14 protein-coding genes are annotated in these 15606 nt (G+C 64.9%); 12 read left to right on the forward strand and 2 right to left on the reverse strand.

What is annotated here, in order from left to right; genetic code table 11:
• Nucleotides 1–815, forward strand: an 815-nt coding sequence (locus tag ACO48X_RS00005; RefSeq protein ID WP_484999323.1) for an FG-GAP repeat domain-containing protein, incomplete at its 5' end; no start/stop codon positions are given.
• A 412-nt stretch (nucleotides 816–1227) separates the two neighbouring features.
• Here ACO48X_RS00005 and ACO48X_RS00010 read toward each other — a convergent pair.
• Nucleotides 1228–2025 (reverse strand): excalibur calcium-binding domain-containing protein, encoded by a 798-nt coding sequence (locus ACO48X_RS00010; protein ID WP_484999325.1) that lies wholly within the window; start codon nucleotides 2023–2025, stop codon nucleotides 1228–1230.
• A gap of 410 nt (nucleotides 2026–2435) precedes the next feature.
• A complete protein-coding gene (locus ACO48X_RS00015) occupies nucleotides 2436–3878 on the reverse strand; it encodes an alpha/beta fold hydrolase (protein ID WP_484999327.1) in 1443 nt (480 codons plus the stop codon).
• A gap of 408 nt (nucleotides 3879–4286) precedes the next feature.
• Here ACO48X_RS00015 and ACO48X_RS00020 point away from each other — a divergent pair, with 408 nt between their 5' ends.
• From ACO48X_RS00020 to ACO48X_RS00070, 11 genes are all read left to right on the forward strand, one after another.
• Nucleotides 4287–5723 carry an NAD(P)-dependent malic enzyme gene (locus ACO48X_RS00020; protein ID WP_484999329.1) on the forward strand — a complete coding sequence of 479 codons (1437 nt, stop codon included), beginning with the start codon at nucleotides 4287–4289 and terminating at the stop codon, nucleotides 5721–5723.
• A 220-nt stretch (nucleotides 5724–5943) separates the two neighbouring features.
• On the forward strand, nucleotides 5944–6954 hold the full coding sequence (fepB, locus tag ACO48X_RS00025; protein ID WP_484999331.1) for a Fe2+-enterobactin ABC transporter substrate-binding protein: 1011 nt from the start codon (nucleotides 5944–5946) through the stop codon (nucleotides 6952–6954).
• Nucleotides 6947–8086, forward strand: coding sequence for a FecCD family ABC transporter permease (locus ACO48X_RS00030; protein WP_484999333.1), 1140 nt, complete (start codon nucleotides 6947–6949; stop codon nucleotides 8084–8086). The genes fepB and ACO48X_RS00030 overlap by 8 nt, the downstream gene beginning before the upstream one ends.
• A gap of 17 nt (nucleotides 8087–8103) precedes the next feature.
• Nucleotides 8104–9225, forward strand: a complete 1122-nt coding sequence (locus ACO48X_RS00035; protein ID WP_484999335.1) for a FecCD family ABC transporter permease — start codon at nucleotides 8104–8106, stop codon at nucleotides 9223–9225.
• Between the two features lie 66 nt (nucleotides 9226–9291).
• A complete protein-coding gene (locus ACO48X_RS00040; RefSeq protein ID WP_484999337.1) occupies nucleotides 9292–10260 on the forward strand; it encodes an ABC transporter ATP-binding protein in 969 nt (322 codons plus the stop codon).
• Entirely contained in the window at nucleotides 10253–11254 is a 1002-nt protein-coding gene (locus tag ACO48X_RS00045) for a siderophore-interacting protein (protein WP_484999339.1), read from the forward strand. Before ACO48X_RS00040 ends, ACO48X_RS00045 begins: the two co-directional genes overlap by 8 nt.
• A 210-nt stretch (nucleotides 11255–11464) precedes the next feature.
• On the forward strand, nucleotides 11465–12436 hold the full coding sequence (locus ACO48X_RS00050) for a hypothetical protein (RefSeq protein ID WP_484999341.1): 972 nt from the start codon (nucleotides 11465–11467) through the stop codon (nucleotides 12434–12436).
• Nucleotides 12367–13095 (forward strand): alpha/beta hydrolase, encoded by a 729-nt coding sequence (locus ACO48X_RS00055; protein WP_484999343.1) that lies wholly within the window; start codon nucleotides 12367–12369, stop codon nucleotides 13093–13095. The genes ACO48X_RS00050 and ACO48X_RS00055 overlap by 70 nt, the downstream gene beginning before the upstream one ends.
• 31 nt (nucleotides 13096–13126) lie before the next feature.
• On the forward strand, nucleotides 13127–13957 hold the full coding sequence (locus ACO48X_RS00060; protein ID WP_484999345.1) for an LppA family lipoprotein: 831 nt from the start codon (nucleotides 13127–13129) through the stop codon (nucleotides 13955–13957).
• Nucleotides 13958–14037: 80 nt separating this feature from the next.
• The gene (locus tag ACO48X_RS00065; RefSeq protein WP_484999346.1) at nucleotides 14038–14358 is read left to right on the forward strand and encodes a response regulator FrzS; all 321 of its coding nucleotides are present in this window, start codon (nucleotides 14038–14040) and stop codon (nucleotides 14356–14358) included.
• 232 nt (nucleotides 14359–14590) lie between these two features.
• Entirely contained in the window at nucleotides 14591–15436 is an 846-nt protein-coding gene (locus ACO48X_RS00070; protein ID WP_484999348.1) for an aldo/keto reductase, read from the forward strand.
• The last annotated feature ends 170 nt before the right edge of the window (nucleotides 15437–15606 follow it).

The following is a 15606-nucleotide window of genomic DNA, read 5'->3' on the forward strand; positions in this document are numbered from 1 at the left end:
CGGCTCCCTCACCGGAGCCGACGCCGAACCCCTCGCCCAGCAACCCGACGCCCAAGCCTCCGGCAGACAACAGCCAGAAGCCGATCGCGGATCCCTGCCTGGCTGATGACGCCTGCAACCTCTACTTCGCCGACCAGTTCCCGGCTTCCATCGCGAAGCTCGGCATGAAGATCCCTGCAGGCGGCGAGGTCATCGCGGGTGACTGGGACGGCGACGGCGTTTCGACCGTCGCAATCCGCAATGGCGAGAACTACACCTTCTACGATTCCAACCGGTCTGACGCGAAGACCACCGCTGCGACCTTCCCCGGGACGGGATCGGGTCAGGTGCTCGTGGCTGACTTCAACGGCGACAAGAAGGACGATATCGCCGTCAAGAACGGCAACGTCTTCTCGATCAAGTACAACGCCACCGCCTCGGGCGCAGCCGATGCCGCCGTTCCCTACGGCAAGGCTTCGGATCGCGGCCTCGCGGGCGACTGGGACGGCGACGGCAAGGCCACCCTCGGCGTCCGCCGCGGGTACACCAACCTTCTTCGCGACACCCTGACGGGCGGCGAGGCCGATCGCACCTTCGCCTACGGGCGCAGCGACGACGTCGCCTTCGTCGGCGATTGGAACGGCGACGGCAAGGACACCGTGTCCGTCCGCCGCGGTGCGACCCTGTTCGTGAAGAACGCCCTCTCCGGAGGCGACGCGGACACGTCCTTCACCTACGGGCGGGCCAGTGACAAGCTCGTCGTGGGCGACTGGACCGGCACGGGCAAGGACTCCGTGGCCGTCGTACGCGAGCAAGCAAAGGGCGGCCTTGGCTGAGTGCTGCTGAGCAACGCCTCGTTGCGGGGCGGGTGCGGCGTCGCCTGACGGCACGCTGCGCTCGCCCCGCGGCATGTCGGATGCTGCTCTGATGGCTATCCAATGGGGTAACTGGGTTCAGCTCGCCCCGCGGCATGTCGGGTGCTGCCCGACGGCGGGCCGGCCTCGCAGACGCGCCGACCTCGAACCGATGTCGTCCGCGCCAGATGCGTACAAGCCTGTCGTCACCGGCATGACTTGCGAGCACTGCGTTTCAGTCCGCGCCAGACGTGTATAGGCGTGTCCCTCGCGCGGGCACATCCGCCTAGTTGAAAGTCAGGTCAGCGGCGGCGGATGAGTTCGTGACTCATCCGCCGCCGCTGCCTCTCTATCGGCTGTCTCCAGTTTTATCGGCCGTCTCCATCCGCCTCCCCTATCTGCGCTCGCAGGCGACGCCGTCGTTGTCCCTATCCAAACCGGGCCGATACCCGGGCTGGCCTCTGTAAAGGGGCGCCGCCCCCGCGGCCCGCGCCGCTGCGCAATTTGGGTAGTACGCCGACCCGCCCGACGAGCGGTCTGTCCCGTACCCGGATCCGCCGGATGAATCGGAACCGCCGGACGCACCCGAGGCGCCCGACGCTCCCGCGCCGCTCGAGGCTCCAGAATCGCCTGCCGTCCCCGAACCGCCGAAAGTCTGCGTCACTGCGGACGACCGCTGAGAATTCTGGGACGCCTGCTTCGCATTGTCCAGCTGAGATTTGCAAGAATCCCGCTCGCTCGTCAGGGTCGAAATCTGCGTAGAGAGCTCGGAAACACGCTTCGAGTTCGACTTCTGCGCTTTAACCTTCTGCTCCAACGTCGATTTTTCATTGCGCAGATCTTTCAGCTCTTGCCGGGCCGAGTTCAGATCTTGCTCAACGGCCGCCGATCGGGTTTGGAGCTGCCGGAACTGCGGCGAATCGGTGACGTCGCCCTGGGAATGAATTCCATACCCGAATAGCAATCCCAGCGCCACGAGTCCGCCGCGCGCGGCCCAGCGCTTCGCCGTCGTCTGGCGGGACCCCGAATCCGCCGCTCGAAGCCCTTGCGGGGGAACGCCGGTTTGGTTGAACTCGCCTGCTTGTCCCGGCGCCACGGCTTGTCTGAGCGCGCCGGCGCCGCCCACCGCCGGAAAGCCTCCGGCCGCCTCCCAGGCGCCGTAGGGGGAAGAATTGTATTGACCTTCGGTCATGGTGCTGCCTCCATCGTCTTAAGTCGCTTCAACGCCGTAGCGACCACCACGCATTGCGATCCGTGGTAAGCCAGACCGCAGAGGGATTCTACCAGCTCGAAATCTATTCAACCGTGGGAAACACCCTGGTTCCGATCTTCTCAACCGAACACTCTTTGACGAATGGGAGAAATCCAGCATTTGGCTACGCCTACGACCCAAACCTTTATCCGGTGACGAAATGCCTCAAATGGCCAATCGGCTAGGGTCGGAAGAGTGTGCGGAATACGTAGGAAGATATGGAAAACACTGCCGTTCCTTATATTGATTATTTTGTGGTTTACACTATGCAAATGCATTCTATGACGAAAAAGAGCCATTTAGCTAAGAAGCGCTTTCCTTGGCAGATGGAACTAAGCCGTTGTGCTTCCTTACCCCCGCACCGCTTCGATGAGCTTGAGGATCATCTGCGGGCCGCCCGAGTGGAGGCCGTCGTGGTGGAAGGTGTCGGAAACAAGCGTGCGGAAGCCTGCAAGGCGCGCCGTCTCCATCGAGATCGAGTAGGGCACGAACATGTCCCGTTTGTACACCCAGGCGGCCGCAGGAACCCTTCGCGCAGCGGTTGCGTCGTGTCCCGCGGCGGCCTCGCGCGCCGCAGAGCCCCCGCGCCCGGCTCGAACCCCGCGCTCCGCGGCAGCCCCGTTTGCCGCGAGGGCCTCGGCGTCGTAGAGGCGACGCAGCGAGGGGTCGGCGGCCAGGGCGTCGGCGGCGTCGGCGATGGGCGCGAGCGCCGGATCCTCGCGCATCTGCCACGGATACATGTGCTCGCCGGTGAAGCGGAAGCCGCGGCCCTCAGCCTCCAGCTCCGATTCGGCTGCGGCCCCGGCGGCGACGTCGGGCAGGCGAAATTGCGGGAACTCGCCGCGGATGCGGTCGGCGCTCCATGCCGTGGCGCCGGTGGAGGCCTGGGCGTAGATCGCCTCGTGCATCACGCCGTACAGCGGCGCGGGCGCGAGCGAGACCTGCGCCCCTATCCGATCGAGAAACTGCGGGCGCAGCCGACGCACCCCCCGCGCGGTCCAAAACGGGTCTTCGAGCAGGAAATGCAGCTGCTCCAGCCCGTAGGAGCGGCCGAGGCAGATGCCAATCTGGCGGAATCGGCCGGGTGTGAGCCGCTCGCCGGTCGGCAGGCGCTCCTCGACGTCGGCCAGGTGCTTGGCCACGCTCCACGCGACCGGCTCGTCGCCGGGATACCGGGCGAAAAACTCACGGTTGCGCACGTCGGTTTGGGCGTAGGTCAGCCGGTAGACGTCGTCGGCATGCCCTTCAACCGACGGAAGCCCGGCGGTGATGAAAGCTTCGGACAGGCCTTGCGGTGCTTGGGAAAGGCAGGCGGTGACGACGAAGCCTCCGAAGCTCTGGCCGAGCACCGCCCAGGGTTCGCCCCCGAAGGCGAGGCGGAGGTCCTCGGCGTCGGCGGCTATGGAATCCTGGCGGAAACAGGAAATGAAGGCGGCTTGCACGGAGGTCGGCCCGACGGCGGAAACGGCCTGCGCCTCGATGGGATGGGAGCGGCCGGTGCCTCGCTCGTCGAGCAGGACCACGCGGTAGTGGTTGAGCGCGGTGTCGAGCCACGAACCGATCGGCGCCATTCTGGGGCCGCCGAATCCCGGCCCTCCCTGAAAATAGACGAGCCGCGGCAGTTTCTCGTTGCCGTGCCTCACATATTCGCGTGCGAAGAGCTCGATCTTCTCCGGGATTGCCGCCGTTTCGTCCCCTGCAAAACGGGACAAGGCCCCGAAGCGATCGAGCGGAACCCAAAGCGAGTGCTCGATCATTGTGTGCCCCGGCAGGCTGAACGTCGCGTCGTACATGGCCCGAGTCTAATCCGCCCGCCTGTGAACATCGCGTCATTTCGTCTGAAAACGGACGGCCTAAACGGCAAGCGTTTTCGGGGGAACAGGGCTAAACGTGTCGATGTGACAACACTGGAACACCAGGATCGTTGAAAAGCTGAGCGCACCGCACGGCAAAGGTTTGCGCACCGGCGATCATCGAAGACGCGCAGGCAGCCGCCGGGGCGGTGTCGGCAACCGACGAGACTATGCAGGCAACCGACGAGACTACGCCGGCAATCCGGAGCGAACAGCCTCGCGGTGCGGTTCGCCGCACAAGGCATTATCATAGAGGCGTTTGTTTTCCGACGTCGCAGTGCGGGTTGTCCCAAGGAAGCGCGGGCGTGCCAAAGAGCGGTGCAGGCGTCCTGAATGAAGGCGGTTCCTATGGCAATGCCGAGTCCCAGCTACACCGTTACCCTTCGCGTGAGCGTTCCCGCCCACCCGCGGGCCACGCAACACCTCGTCGAGGCGGTCGCGGACGCCGGAGGCCTCGTGACCGGAATCGACACGGTCGAGTCGCTGGAGAAGCATCTGATCGTCTGGGTCCCCTGCGACTGCGTCACCACCGCCCACGTCCAGGAGGTTCGGGGCAACATCGAGATGATGGTCGGAACCGTCGTCGAAGAGGTCTCCGACGCCACAATGCAGGCGCACATCGGCGGCAAGATTTCGGTGGAGCTCAAGAATCCCCTTCGCACCCGGCAGGACCTCGCCCGCGTCTACACGCCCGGCGTCGCGCGCGTGTGCAAGGCGATCCACAAGAACACGGCCGAGGCGCGGCGCCTGACCGTCAAAGGAAACGCCGTCGCGGTGGTCACTGACGGAACCGCCGTCCTCGGCCTCGGCGACATCGGCCCCGAGGCGGCCCTGCCGGTCATGGAGGGCAAGGCGGCCCTGTTCAAGCGATTCGGCGACGTCGACGCGTGGCCCGTGTGCCTCGACACCAAGGACACCGAGGAGATCATCTCCATCGTCAAGGCCATCGCCCCGGTCTACGGCGGGATCAACCTGGAAGACATCTCGGCGCCCCGATGCTTCGAAATCGAGGAGCGCCTGCGCGAAGAGCTCGACATCCCGGTGTTCCACGACGATCAGCACGGAACCGCGATCGTCACCCTCTCGGCGCTCATCAACGCCCTCAAGCTCGTCGGCAAGCGCATCGAAGACGCACGGATCGTCGTCTCCGGCGTCGGCGCCGCCGGCTCGGCGATCATCCGCCTCCTCATGCTCCACGGGGCGACCGACGTCATCGGCTGCGGCCGCAACGGCGCCCTCGGCCCCTTCCGCGAAGAGGCCAACCCTCACCGCAATTGGCTGGCGCAGAACACCAACCCCCGCGGCTTCGAAGGATCGCTCAAGGAGGCGCTCGTCGGCGCGGACGTGCTCATCGGCGTCTCCTCCGGCAACATCCTCACCGGGGACGACATCGCCACGATGGCCGACGACGCGATCGTCTTCGCCATGGCCAACCCGACGCCGGAAGTCGACCCCATCGCCGCGGGCCGCCACGCCGCCATAGTCGCCACCGGCCGCTCCGACTTCCCGAACCAGATCAACAACGTCCTCGTCTTCCCCGGCCTCTTCCGGGGAATGCTCGACGCCGGCGCATCGAAGATCGACGACGAAATGCTCCGCCAGGCAGCCATCGCCGTGGCGGACGTCGTCAGCGACGAGGAACGCAACTCCAACTACATCATCCCCGGAGTGTTCGACCCGCGCGTCGTCGACAAGGTCGCCGACGCCGTGGTCAGGTACGTCACGGGCAAGGAGCCGCGCCGCAAGAAGAAGTCCAAGCGGGACAAGGCGGGCAACGCCAAGTAGCGGCCTGCCTCCGGCCCCGGCTGGGCCGTTGCGGAGAATTCGCCGAGGCGTCTCGCCGCCCGGGCGCGAGGCGCGGCCGGGCCGAGCGCCTCTACGCAGTGGGTGCTTTCGCACATGGGTCCTGCACCCCCTTTCCCTCGTGAGTAAGGGACTGCTACCCTGACTCTACCTATCTTTACATCGCGCCGGAAACGGCACTCGGCATCACAGGGAGAGAAGTATGACATCTCGCCTCTCGCGCGTTCTTGCAGCGCTTCTTTTTACGCTGACAACGTTCTTGTCGGCGTGCTCCTCGGACTCGAAAGACGCGACGTCGTCGGACGGAGCATCGAACTCCTCGGGAGCGGAATCCGGGACCTGGCCTCGGAAAATCAAGCATGAAAAAGGGGAGCTGACGCTCAAAAGCAAACCTAAGAGAATCGTGTCGACGTCGGTGACCCTCACGGGGACCCTTCTGGCCATCGACGCTCCGGTCAAGGCCTCGGCCGCCACGACCCCGTCGAACATAACCGACGACAAGGGCTTCTTCTCCCAGTGGTCCTCCATCGCCAAGAAAAAAGGCGTCGACGTCCTCTACCCCAACCTCAAATTCGACAAGGAGGCCCTCATTGCGGCCAATCCCGACCTCGTGGTCATCGCGAGCTCGGGAGCGGACAGCGCCATCGACCATTACAAGGAGATAGCCGCCCAGTACCCGACGATCGTCGTCGACTATTCGAAGCAAACGTGGCAAGAGCTGTCGAAGCAACTCGGAGAGGCCACCGGTCAGGAGGCCAACGCCAAGAAAGCGACCGCGGACTTCGACAAGTACGTCGCCGACGCCGCCAAAAAGATCAAGGCGCCCGAGGGCAACGCCGCTGTCGTTTCCTACAACGGCCCGGGCAAGGAGCAGGGCGTGGCCAAGAAAAGCGGGCCCCAAAGCAGGCTTTTGGAAAAGCTCGGCTTCAGGATCGTCGAAGCGCCCGCCGACCTCGAAGCGAGGAAAGACAAGCGCGGCGACTTTTCCTTTGTCACTCATGAGAACCTGACGAAAGCCGTCAATCCCCAGACCGTCTTCCTCCTGACGGGAGACCAGAAGACCGAGTCCTCCTTCCTGGCCGACCCGGTGGTCGCCAACATGCCGGCGGTCAAATCAAAGCAGGTCTACGGGCTCGGCCCCACGTCGTTCAGGATCGACTATTACTCCGGCAAGCAAATGATCGACGCCGTCGTCAAGCGACTCGGTGGCTGACGGGCGCGCCGTGGCCGAGGCCTTCGGGGCCGGCGGAGAACGCAACTCCGCCGTCGGCTCCGAAGGCGGGCCGAACCCCCCGGGCACACGCGAATCCGACGGTCTCCGCGCAGGCAGGCCCCGAGGCCTCCGAGCCTTCGGCCTGCTGCCTTGGGCGGCGCTGTCAACCGGCCTGCTCGTCGCGCTTGCGGCCGCGAGCATCGCGACAGGCTCGCGGCTCGTGCCGCTGCCCGAGGTCTGGGACGCGCTTTTCGACTTCGATCCGAAGAACGACGCCCACTTGGTGGTGCGCGAACTGAGGCTTCCGCGCACATTCACGGCAATTATGGCCGGCGCATGCATGGGCCTGGCCGGGGCGCTCGCGCAATCACTGACGCGCAACCCCCTGGCCGAGCCGGGAACGCTCGGCATCAGCCAGGGCGCAGCCTCCGGGGTGATCGTCGGCCTGTTCTTCACGAGCGCTTCGCACGTGGCCGTCTACGTCTGGTTCGCTTTCATCGGCGCCGCGCTGACCGGGGCCTTGGTTCACAGGCTGGGGCGCGCCGAGACGGCCGGAACCAACCCGACGCGCCTCATCCTCGCGGGCGCCGCCCTGTCGATCGTGTTGTGGGCGCTCAACACGATTCTGCTCCTGGCCCAGCCCGCCTGGGTGCAGCAGATCTACAGGAATTGGGCGCTCGGATCGCTGGCGGGACGCGGCTGGGACAACCTTCCCGTCCTCATCGCCTGCCTGGCCGCGGGGGCGGCCGCCTCCTTCGCGCTGGCGCCGTCGCTCAATGCCGCGACGCTGGGCGCGGACATGTCGAAGGCGCTGGGCGTCAAGTCCCGAGCCACGTCGGCTTTGACGAACCTCGCGATCATCGTGCTCGCGGGAGGCGCGACGGCCGCTGCGGGCCCCGTCGTCTTCGTCGGGATGGCCTGCCCGCATGCGGCGCGGGCGCTGGCGGGAACGGACCACCGGCGCCTTCTCCCTTTCTCGGCGCTTCTCGGCGCAACGGCGACGCTGGCCTCGGACACGCTGGGGCGGATCGTCGTCTATCCAGGGGAAGTTGGGGTGGGTGCGATGACGAGCATCATCGGAGCGCCCTTCTTCGTCTGGCTCGTTCGGCGCGGCAAGGTGTTGGGCCTGTGAGCGGGAAAGGGGCAGACGTGAACGGAGAAGGGGCGGACGTGAGCGGGAAAGTCAGGCACCCGCCTATTTCGCGCGGCGGAAGGAAGGCCCGGGGCAAAATCAGGATCGCGGCGGGCCCCGTTCGCCTGGAGGCGACAAGGAGCGCCCTCGTCGTCGGCGCGGCGGCCGCGGCGCTTCTCGCAGCCGTCGGCCTCGTGCACATCGGCACGGGCAGCACGCCCATCGGGGCCGAGGAAATCGTCAAGGTCCTTTTCGGACACTCCGGCGACGAACAGACTGTGCGCATCGTCGAGACCGTCCGCCTCCCCAGATTCGTCGCCGCCTTGGCAGTGGGAGCCGCACTCGGGGCGGCCGGCGCGGTTTTCCAATCGGTCTCTCGCAACCCTTTGGGCTCACCCGACGTCATCGGCTTCACCACGGGGGCCGCGACGGGAGGCATCGTCAGCGTGGCGGTGCTCGCAGGCGAAGCCCGAGAAACGGCGTTTGCGGCGACTTGCGGCGGAATGGCGACCGCGACGGCCGTTTACCTGCTCGCGCGGCGCGCCGGGCACAGCACCGGATACCAACTGGTTCTCGTGGGCATCGGCGTCAGTTCTTTCTTGACGGCCGTCAACTCGCTCCTGCTCGCCTACGGCGATGCCGAGCAAACCGCCCTCGCGTCGATGTGGCTGTCCGGCTCGCTCAACGCACGCACATGGGAGCAGGCGCTTGTCGTAGCCGTCGCCGTTGCCCTCCTTGTGCCTGCGCTGTGCGGAATGTCGCGGCGCCTCGACATATTGGAGATGGGCGACGACCAGGCGACGCAGGCGGGGATCCGGCCCGAGCGCCTGAGGGTCGCCGCAATGCTCGCCGCGGTTGCCCTGACGTCGACCGCGGTGGCGGCCACCGGCCCCATCGCCTTCGTCGCTCTGGCCGCGCCGCAGGCCGTGGCAAGGCTGACCCGCAGCGGGCGCCTCCACATTTTCACATCGGCGCTCATGGGCTCAACGATGCTCACGGCCGCCGACGTCGCCTCGATGCGCGTGCCCGTGGGCGTCGACGTGCCCGTCGGCCTGGCGACCGCGCTGATCGGCGGCGTGTATCTGCTGTGGCTCATCGCCCGGTCGCCGACGGGTGTAGGCGGCAAAGGCAAGGACTGATCCAATCAGACCGACTCGACCAGACTGAGCCGAAGGCTTTCGCGGCTCTCGATCCGAAAGAGGAGAATGGACGGCGTCAAAAGAACGAAAGGCGGCGCGGGCAACCCGCTCGTCGGCCGCGGCCTGCACCTGGCCTACGGGAACACGACGGTCAGCCGAGAGCTCGACGTCGAAGTGCCCGCCCAATCCTTCACGGCCGTCATCGGGCCGAATGCGTGCGGAAAATCGACCCTTTTGCGCGCTCTGTCGCGCCTCCTCGAACCGCGCGAGGGCACGGTGCTGCTCGACGGAAGGGAAATCGCCTCCTACCCGGCGAAGAAGGTCGCGCGCAGGCTCGGCCTCCTTCCTCAAAGCTCAAACGCGCCCCACGGCATCACGGTGCGCGACCTCGTCGCCCGCGGGCGGTTTCCCCACCAGTCGTTCTTCAGGCAGTGGTCGGCGAAAGACGACGCCGCCGTCGACGCCGCATTGGCCGCGACTCGGACGCTCGAGCTGGCCGACCGCGCGGTCGACAGCCTCTCCGGAGGGCAACGCCAACGCGCCTGGATCGCGCTCGTGCTGGCGCAGGAGACCCCTCTTCTCCTTCTCGACGAACCGACCACGTACCTGGACATCGCCCACCAGCTCGAGGTGCTCGACCTTTGCCGCAGCCTCCACGAATCCGGCGATTTCACGCTGGTTACGGTGCTCCACGACCTCAATCTCGCATTCCGCTACGCCACCCATCTCATCGTCATGAAGGAAGGGCGCATCGCAGCCACCGGCGCGCCGGCCGAAATCGTCACGGCGGAGCTCATCGACGAAATCTACGGAATCTCCTGCATGTGCATTCCCGACCCTCACACGGGGCTCCCGCTAGTCGTGCCGCTTGACGCCCGGCAAACCGTCCGCAGTGCAAACCATCCGCAGCGCGAGCCGTCCGCCCCCGATCCCTCCGCCGCGCAGCCCATCCTCCACGCACCATCCACCGCGCAACCCATCGGCCGCGCAGACCAGACAAAGCAGACAATTCAAGGAAAGGTCAGAAATGCCTGACGCAAAAGGAAATGCCGACCATAACGACAACGACGCCCCTGCTGGCAGCGGCCCCCACAAACGGCGCGAAGGCCGCGAGCGCCACGAGAAGCATGAACGCCACGAACACCACGAGCACTCCATAGCCACGGAGGGGCTGCCCGCCGCCATCGTCGTGGAAAAGGTCAGCGACGTCACCCGCTCGATGCGGAGAATACGTTTCGCAGGCCCGGCCGTGGCGGGCTATCTCAGCCGCCCCAGGGTTCCAAACGTCAAGTTGTTCTTCCCCGACGGGCCCGTGCTCGACCTCCCGAAATTCGGCGAGCGCGGGCGGTACGCCTATGCGCCGGGCCAGCGCGAAAGGGTCAGAACGTACACGGTCCGCGCCTACAGCGTGGAGGAATCCTGGATGGACGTCGACTTCGTGCGGCACGGCGCGGGCTTGGCCTCCTCCTGGGCGGAGTCCGCCCGTCCGGGAGACGTCATAGGCGCCGTCGGCGGGGGCGGCAGGCTCCCTCGGGCCTGCGACTGGATTCTCCTCATGGCCGACGACACGGGAGTTCCAGCACTTGCCGCGATCCTGGAAACTCTGCCCGAGGAGCAGCGGGGCGTTGCGCTCATCGAGGTCGACGCCGAGGCCGACGAGCAGCCGCTCGCGTGCCCGCCCGGCGTGTCCGTGCGGTGGCTGCACCGGCGAGGTGCGGATCCGGCGGCGTCGCGCCTGCTGACGGAGGCCGGGAAGGATCTCGAGCTCCCGCCGGACCTCAGCGGCGTTTTCGCCTGGGTTTCGGCGGAGTCCCACGTGGTCCGCGACATGCGCAAAGACCTGCGCGACCGGGGTGTGCCGCGGCGAAACCAGCTCATCATAGGGTATTGGCACGCGGGCAGGGCGGAATCGGAGTATTCGGCGGAGTCGAACCATGATCGGGTGGCCGACGAGTCGATGATCGCCATACCGGAAGCCTCGGCGCTTACCGCCGACTCCCTCGGCCTCGCAATGCGCGGCACGGACTGAAAGCACGGCGCGGTTTAGATCGACAGAAAGGCAAATCGCAGTCCACGAAGACGCCGTTCAATCCCGCTCGCTCCCAGCAAATTGCCTGCTCAACAGAAGTTCTTGGCAGGCAATGAACGAAAATGCAATGGGCATTATTTCCCATGCTCACATATGAAAAGCATGATAGAGTTCATGACATTCCGGTTACGCACCAGAAAGGATCGGGCAATGATCACGTTTCAGGATATCTTGACATGGAAGAGCGGAGGTTTAAGGGCCTTTCGCTCTGTGCTTGTAAAAAACGCCCGCGATCTCGAGCAGGTCCATGACGAGTCACAGCGTTTGTTCACCGACAAGTTCCTCGGCGCATGCGCTGAAGCCGAGGCTCGGGCACGCAGGGCGCTTGTGGACGACGTCGGCGACGTGTACAAGCAGTTCGAACGGGCCGCTCACGACTTCTTGGCAGCGGCCGACGAGGCCGACGCCGTGGCCAGGAAGGCCAAGGACCTCAAGCGGCGCGCGGATGCCGATGGCTGCAACATCAGCACTCGAGGAAGGGTGTTCATTCCCGACGACCGAGTTCCAGAAGAGAAAGTCAACGAGACGCTTGAGGGGGAATTGATCATGCGCGAGGCCGCCGCGATCGTCAACGCGTTGGGCCTGGCGTACAAGGTCGTTGAAGACCTTTTGGAGAGGGCAAAGGAGGCGAGCAAGGCGATTCTTTCGCACGGCGTGGCCAAGCCGAATCCGTCGTGGAATGTCGAGGAGGTCAACGACTGGTGGACCTCCCTCTCGCCCGAGGAGCAGCAGCGAATCGAGGTAATGCACCCCGATTGGGTCGGCAACCTCGGCGGCGTGCCCTTCGCCGTGCGCGACCGAGCCAACCGCCGCCGCATCGACCCCATGCTCTCCGAACTGAATGCTCGTATAGCGAAGGCACAGAGCAATCTAGCCTACATGGAGGAACACGGCAGTTCTTCGATCGAGGGAACCAGCTGGGACGAAGAGAAACAAAACTTAGGATCCTCAAAGAGAAGCACCGCGACTTGCTGTCAGTCAAACGGAAGTTCGGCGGAGCGCCGGACGGGACGCATTCTTTGGTCAGCTTGGACGCATTCAAGGGCGACCACTTGTGGGCGGCCGTCGGCTCGGGCGACATCGACAACGCCGACCACGTCGCGGTCCACACCCCGGGAATGACGGCCACCGTCGAATCCCACCTCATGGGCAAGGGCAAAGGGTGGGGGTCGGGCGTCTCCGGCGTCGACAACGTCCTTGCGCAAGGGGAGGACATACTAGATCGAAAAGGACGGAACGAGCAGGTCGCCGGCATCACCGTTCTCAATTACGACGCTCCGCGCTGGGGCGAGATCGGGACGCCGAATCACTCGGTGGCCGGGAACCATCAGGTCGAGGTCGGCGGAAAGTCGGGAGCCGACATGCTCTACGCGGTCCAGGCCCCCCATTCGGGCGACCCGCATCTGGTCGCCTCGGGCCATTCTTACGGGTCGTCGGCGACCGGCTGGGCGCTGCAGCACTCGACGGTCGCAGACGACGCCATGTTCTCCGGCTCTCCGGGGGTGACGACGATGAACAACAAGGACCTCAACATGCTTCCCGGCCACACGGGTCTCGGCGAAGCCGCATGGGACGGAGTCGCCGATCTAGGCAGATTCGGCGGCGACCCGTCTTACAGCAAAGAATTCACCCACTGGAGCTGCGACGACTGGACTGCTCCGGACGGCACCGAATACGAGTACTCGGAAGGCCATTCCGAGTACATGAACAAGGGATACACATCCACCTACAACCAGGCAAGCATCCTCATCGGCGACGGCGTCGCCGTCAAAGACGATTGAGTCGCCGACATCCGTAACCGAGGAGGCACCAATGACAAAGAAAACACGCAAAATCTCATCCCTTCTGGCAACCTTAGGAGTCATCATGGCAGCATGCGGGGCAACGCCAGAACCCGGACACGGCGAGGGCGAAGGGACCGTTTCGCCCACCCGGGCCATCCCCCTCGTCGATGCACGACGCAACGCAATCCAACTCGAGCTCAAGATCCAAGACCTCCTCACCCGCGAATACGGCGTCGGGCAATGGAACCCACCACAGAAGAAAGGCATTCCGCAAGTCTCAACATCTTCAACGGTGAACTGCCCGGACGGATACGTCACCGAGTCCTGGGACTTTGCCACCGCCGGGCCAATCAAAGAATCCCAGTGGAGGCAGGCCGTCGAACGCGTTTACAAGACCCTCAAACCCCTCGGATACGACAAACCCGGGGTCAGGCAAATCCGCAACTCCCGCCGCAACGACCACATCGCCGTCTTCAGCCACCCCGGAACCGGCGGATACGTTGAGCTTGGATACGACAAAGCCACAGTAATTATTGTCAACACAGGATGCGCCAAAGGCGAGACCTGGGAAGACTGGCCCGACGGCACAGAAGTCCTCCCCGAACGCCTCCGCACCACAGGCCGCGCCCCCATCCACCTCGAACACGAAGTCTGGCCGGCAGGGACGCCAAGCGACAATTCCACAACGCCAACGTCACCCACAAAAAGCAGCCAAACAGCACGGTTCGGCGAACAAGCCACGCCATCGAGCAATTTCTCAACAAAGGACAACAGTAGCATTGGGAAGAGTGCGGTAACCAGTGGTTCTGACTCAATCCATAATCGCTTGACCTCCTCACGCTTCCCTTACATTCCCTAAACTGCTTCTCCCAAATTATCCATTCAACACGTATCAGCATTTATCAAAACATGCATACTTCCCACAAAGGAGCACTGACTATGAAGGAAACCGCCATCAATCCGACGGCCGTCAAGCAGGCAGGAGCGAAGGTGACCGACATGTCCGCGCGCATCCGCGCCATGTCGGGCGAAGTCCAAGCACGAGCATCCAACGATCAGCTTACGGGAACAAATCTCGGCGCAGCCGCCGAACGTGCCGCCAATGCCCTGACGAAGACGCGCACGATTCTCACCAGTCGCTTCGACCAGCATGCCGAGGCGCTGACCCAAGCGGCAAAAGCGCTCGAGGAGCAAGACGCCAACTCGGCTCAAGGCTTCCGCAAAGCGAGAGTCGGCCGCTATGGCCACACCATCGAATAGAAGGCTGAAATGGCAACCGATCAACAGCGCCCGGCCTAGCCCGGCCTTCGACGAATCGCGGGGACGCGGAACCGGCGGGCATTCGCCGAACGGCCAGGCTTTGCACGAAGGCGTCCTGCCCGGCATTGAAACCCCTGGGACATTAGCCGAACGGCCGCGCTCCGGCAAAAAGCCAGGCTCTGCCGAACCAGCGCCGCTTCCGTCGAGGCCGAAAAGCCAAGAGAATAGAGACATGAGCATTCGAAACATCACCCTCAACAGCGGCCACACGATCCCCCAACTCGGCTTCGGCACATACAAGATCACAGGGGAGGACACGCAACGGACGGTCGAGCACGCCCTCTCGATCGGCTACCGGCACATCGACACTGCGCAGATGTACGGCAACGAGGCGGAGGTCGGGGCGGCGATAGCGGCGTCGCCCGTCCCCCGCGAGGAATTGTTCGTCACAACGAAACTCGACAACGGCAACCACGCCCCGGATCGCGCGCGCGAATCTTTCGCGGAATCCCTGACGAAGCTCGGGCTCGACTACGTAGACCTGTTCCTCATCCACTGGCCGCTGCCCAACCTCTACGGGACCGGGTATCTCGCCGCGTGGAAGACCATGGAGGAGTTCGTCGAGGACGGCCGCGCACGCTCGATCGGCGTCTCGAACTTCGAGCGCGACCATCTGCAGCTGCTCATCGACGAGTCGGGCACGGTTCCCGCGGTCAACCAGATCGAGCTGCATCCGCTGTTCCAAAACCGCGAGGTGGCGCAGTTCTGCCGCGACAGCGGCATCGCCGTCGAAGCGTGGGCGCCCCTCGTGCGCGGCGCGATAGCGGACAACCCGGTCGTCGCGAACATTGCCTCCACACACGGCTGCACGCCCGCTCAGGCGGTTCTCGCCTGGCATTTCGCCAAGGGGCACATCGTTTTCCCCAAGTCCGTCACGCCTGCCCGGATAGCGGAGAACTTCGCTTCCGCCGACGTCGCCCTCACCCCCGCCGACGTCGAAGCGATCGACTCGCTCGACCGCGGCGAGGCCGGGCGCACCGGGTACCACCCCGAGACGATGGAGAGAGCTGCACGGTAGCGGACCGCCCCGGTTTCGACTCGGCCCCGATGCGGCCGACGGAAACTGGAAAGGACTACCGGCAAACCGTGAGAAGCGCCAACGACAGCGCCCCGCCTGGCGTACTAGTATCGTACCGACGTCGCGGCAGATTGCCGCACGCCCGCTTTCGCGGGCCGCTAACTAAGGAG

The organism is Peptidiphaga sp. (assembly GCF_057238965.1).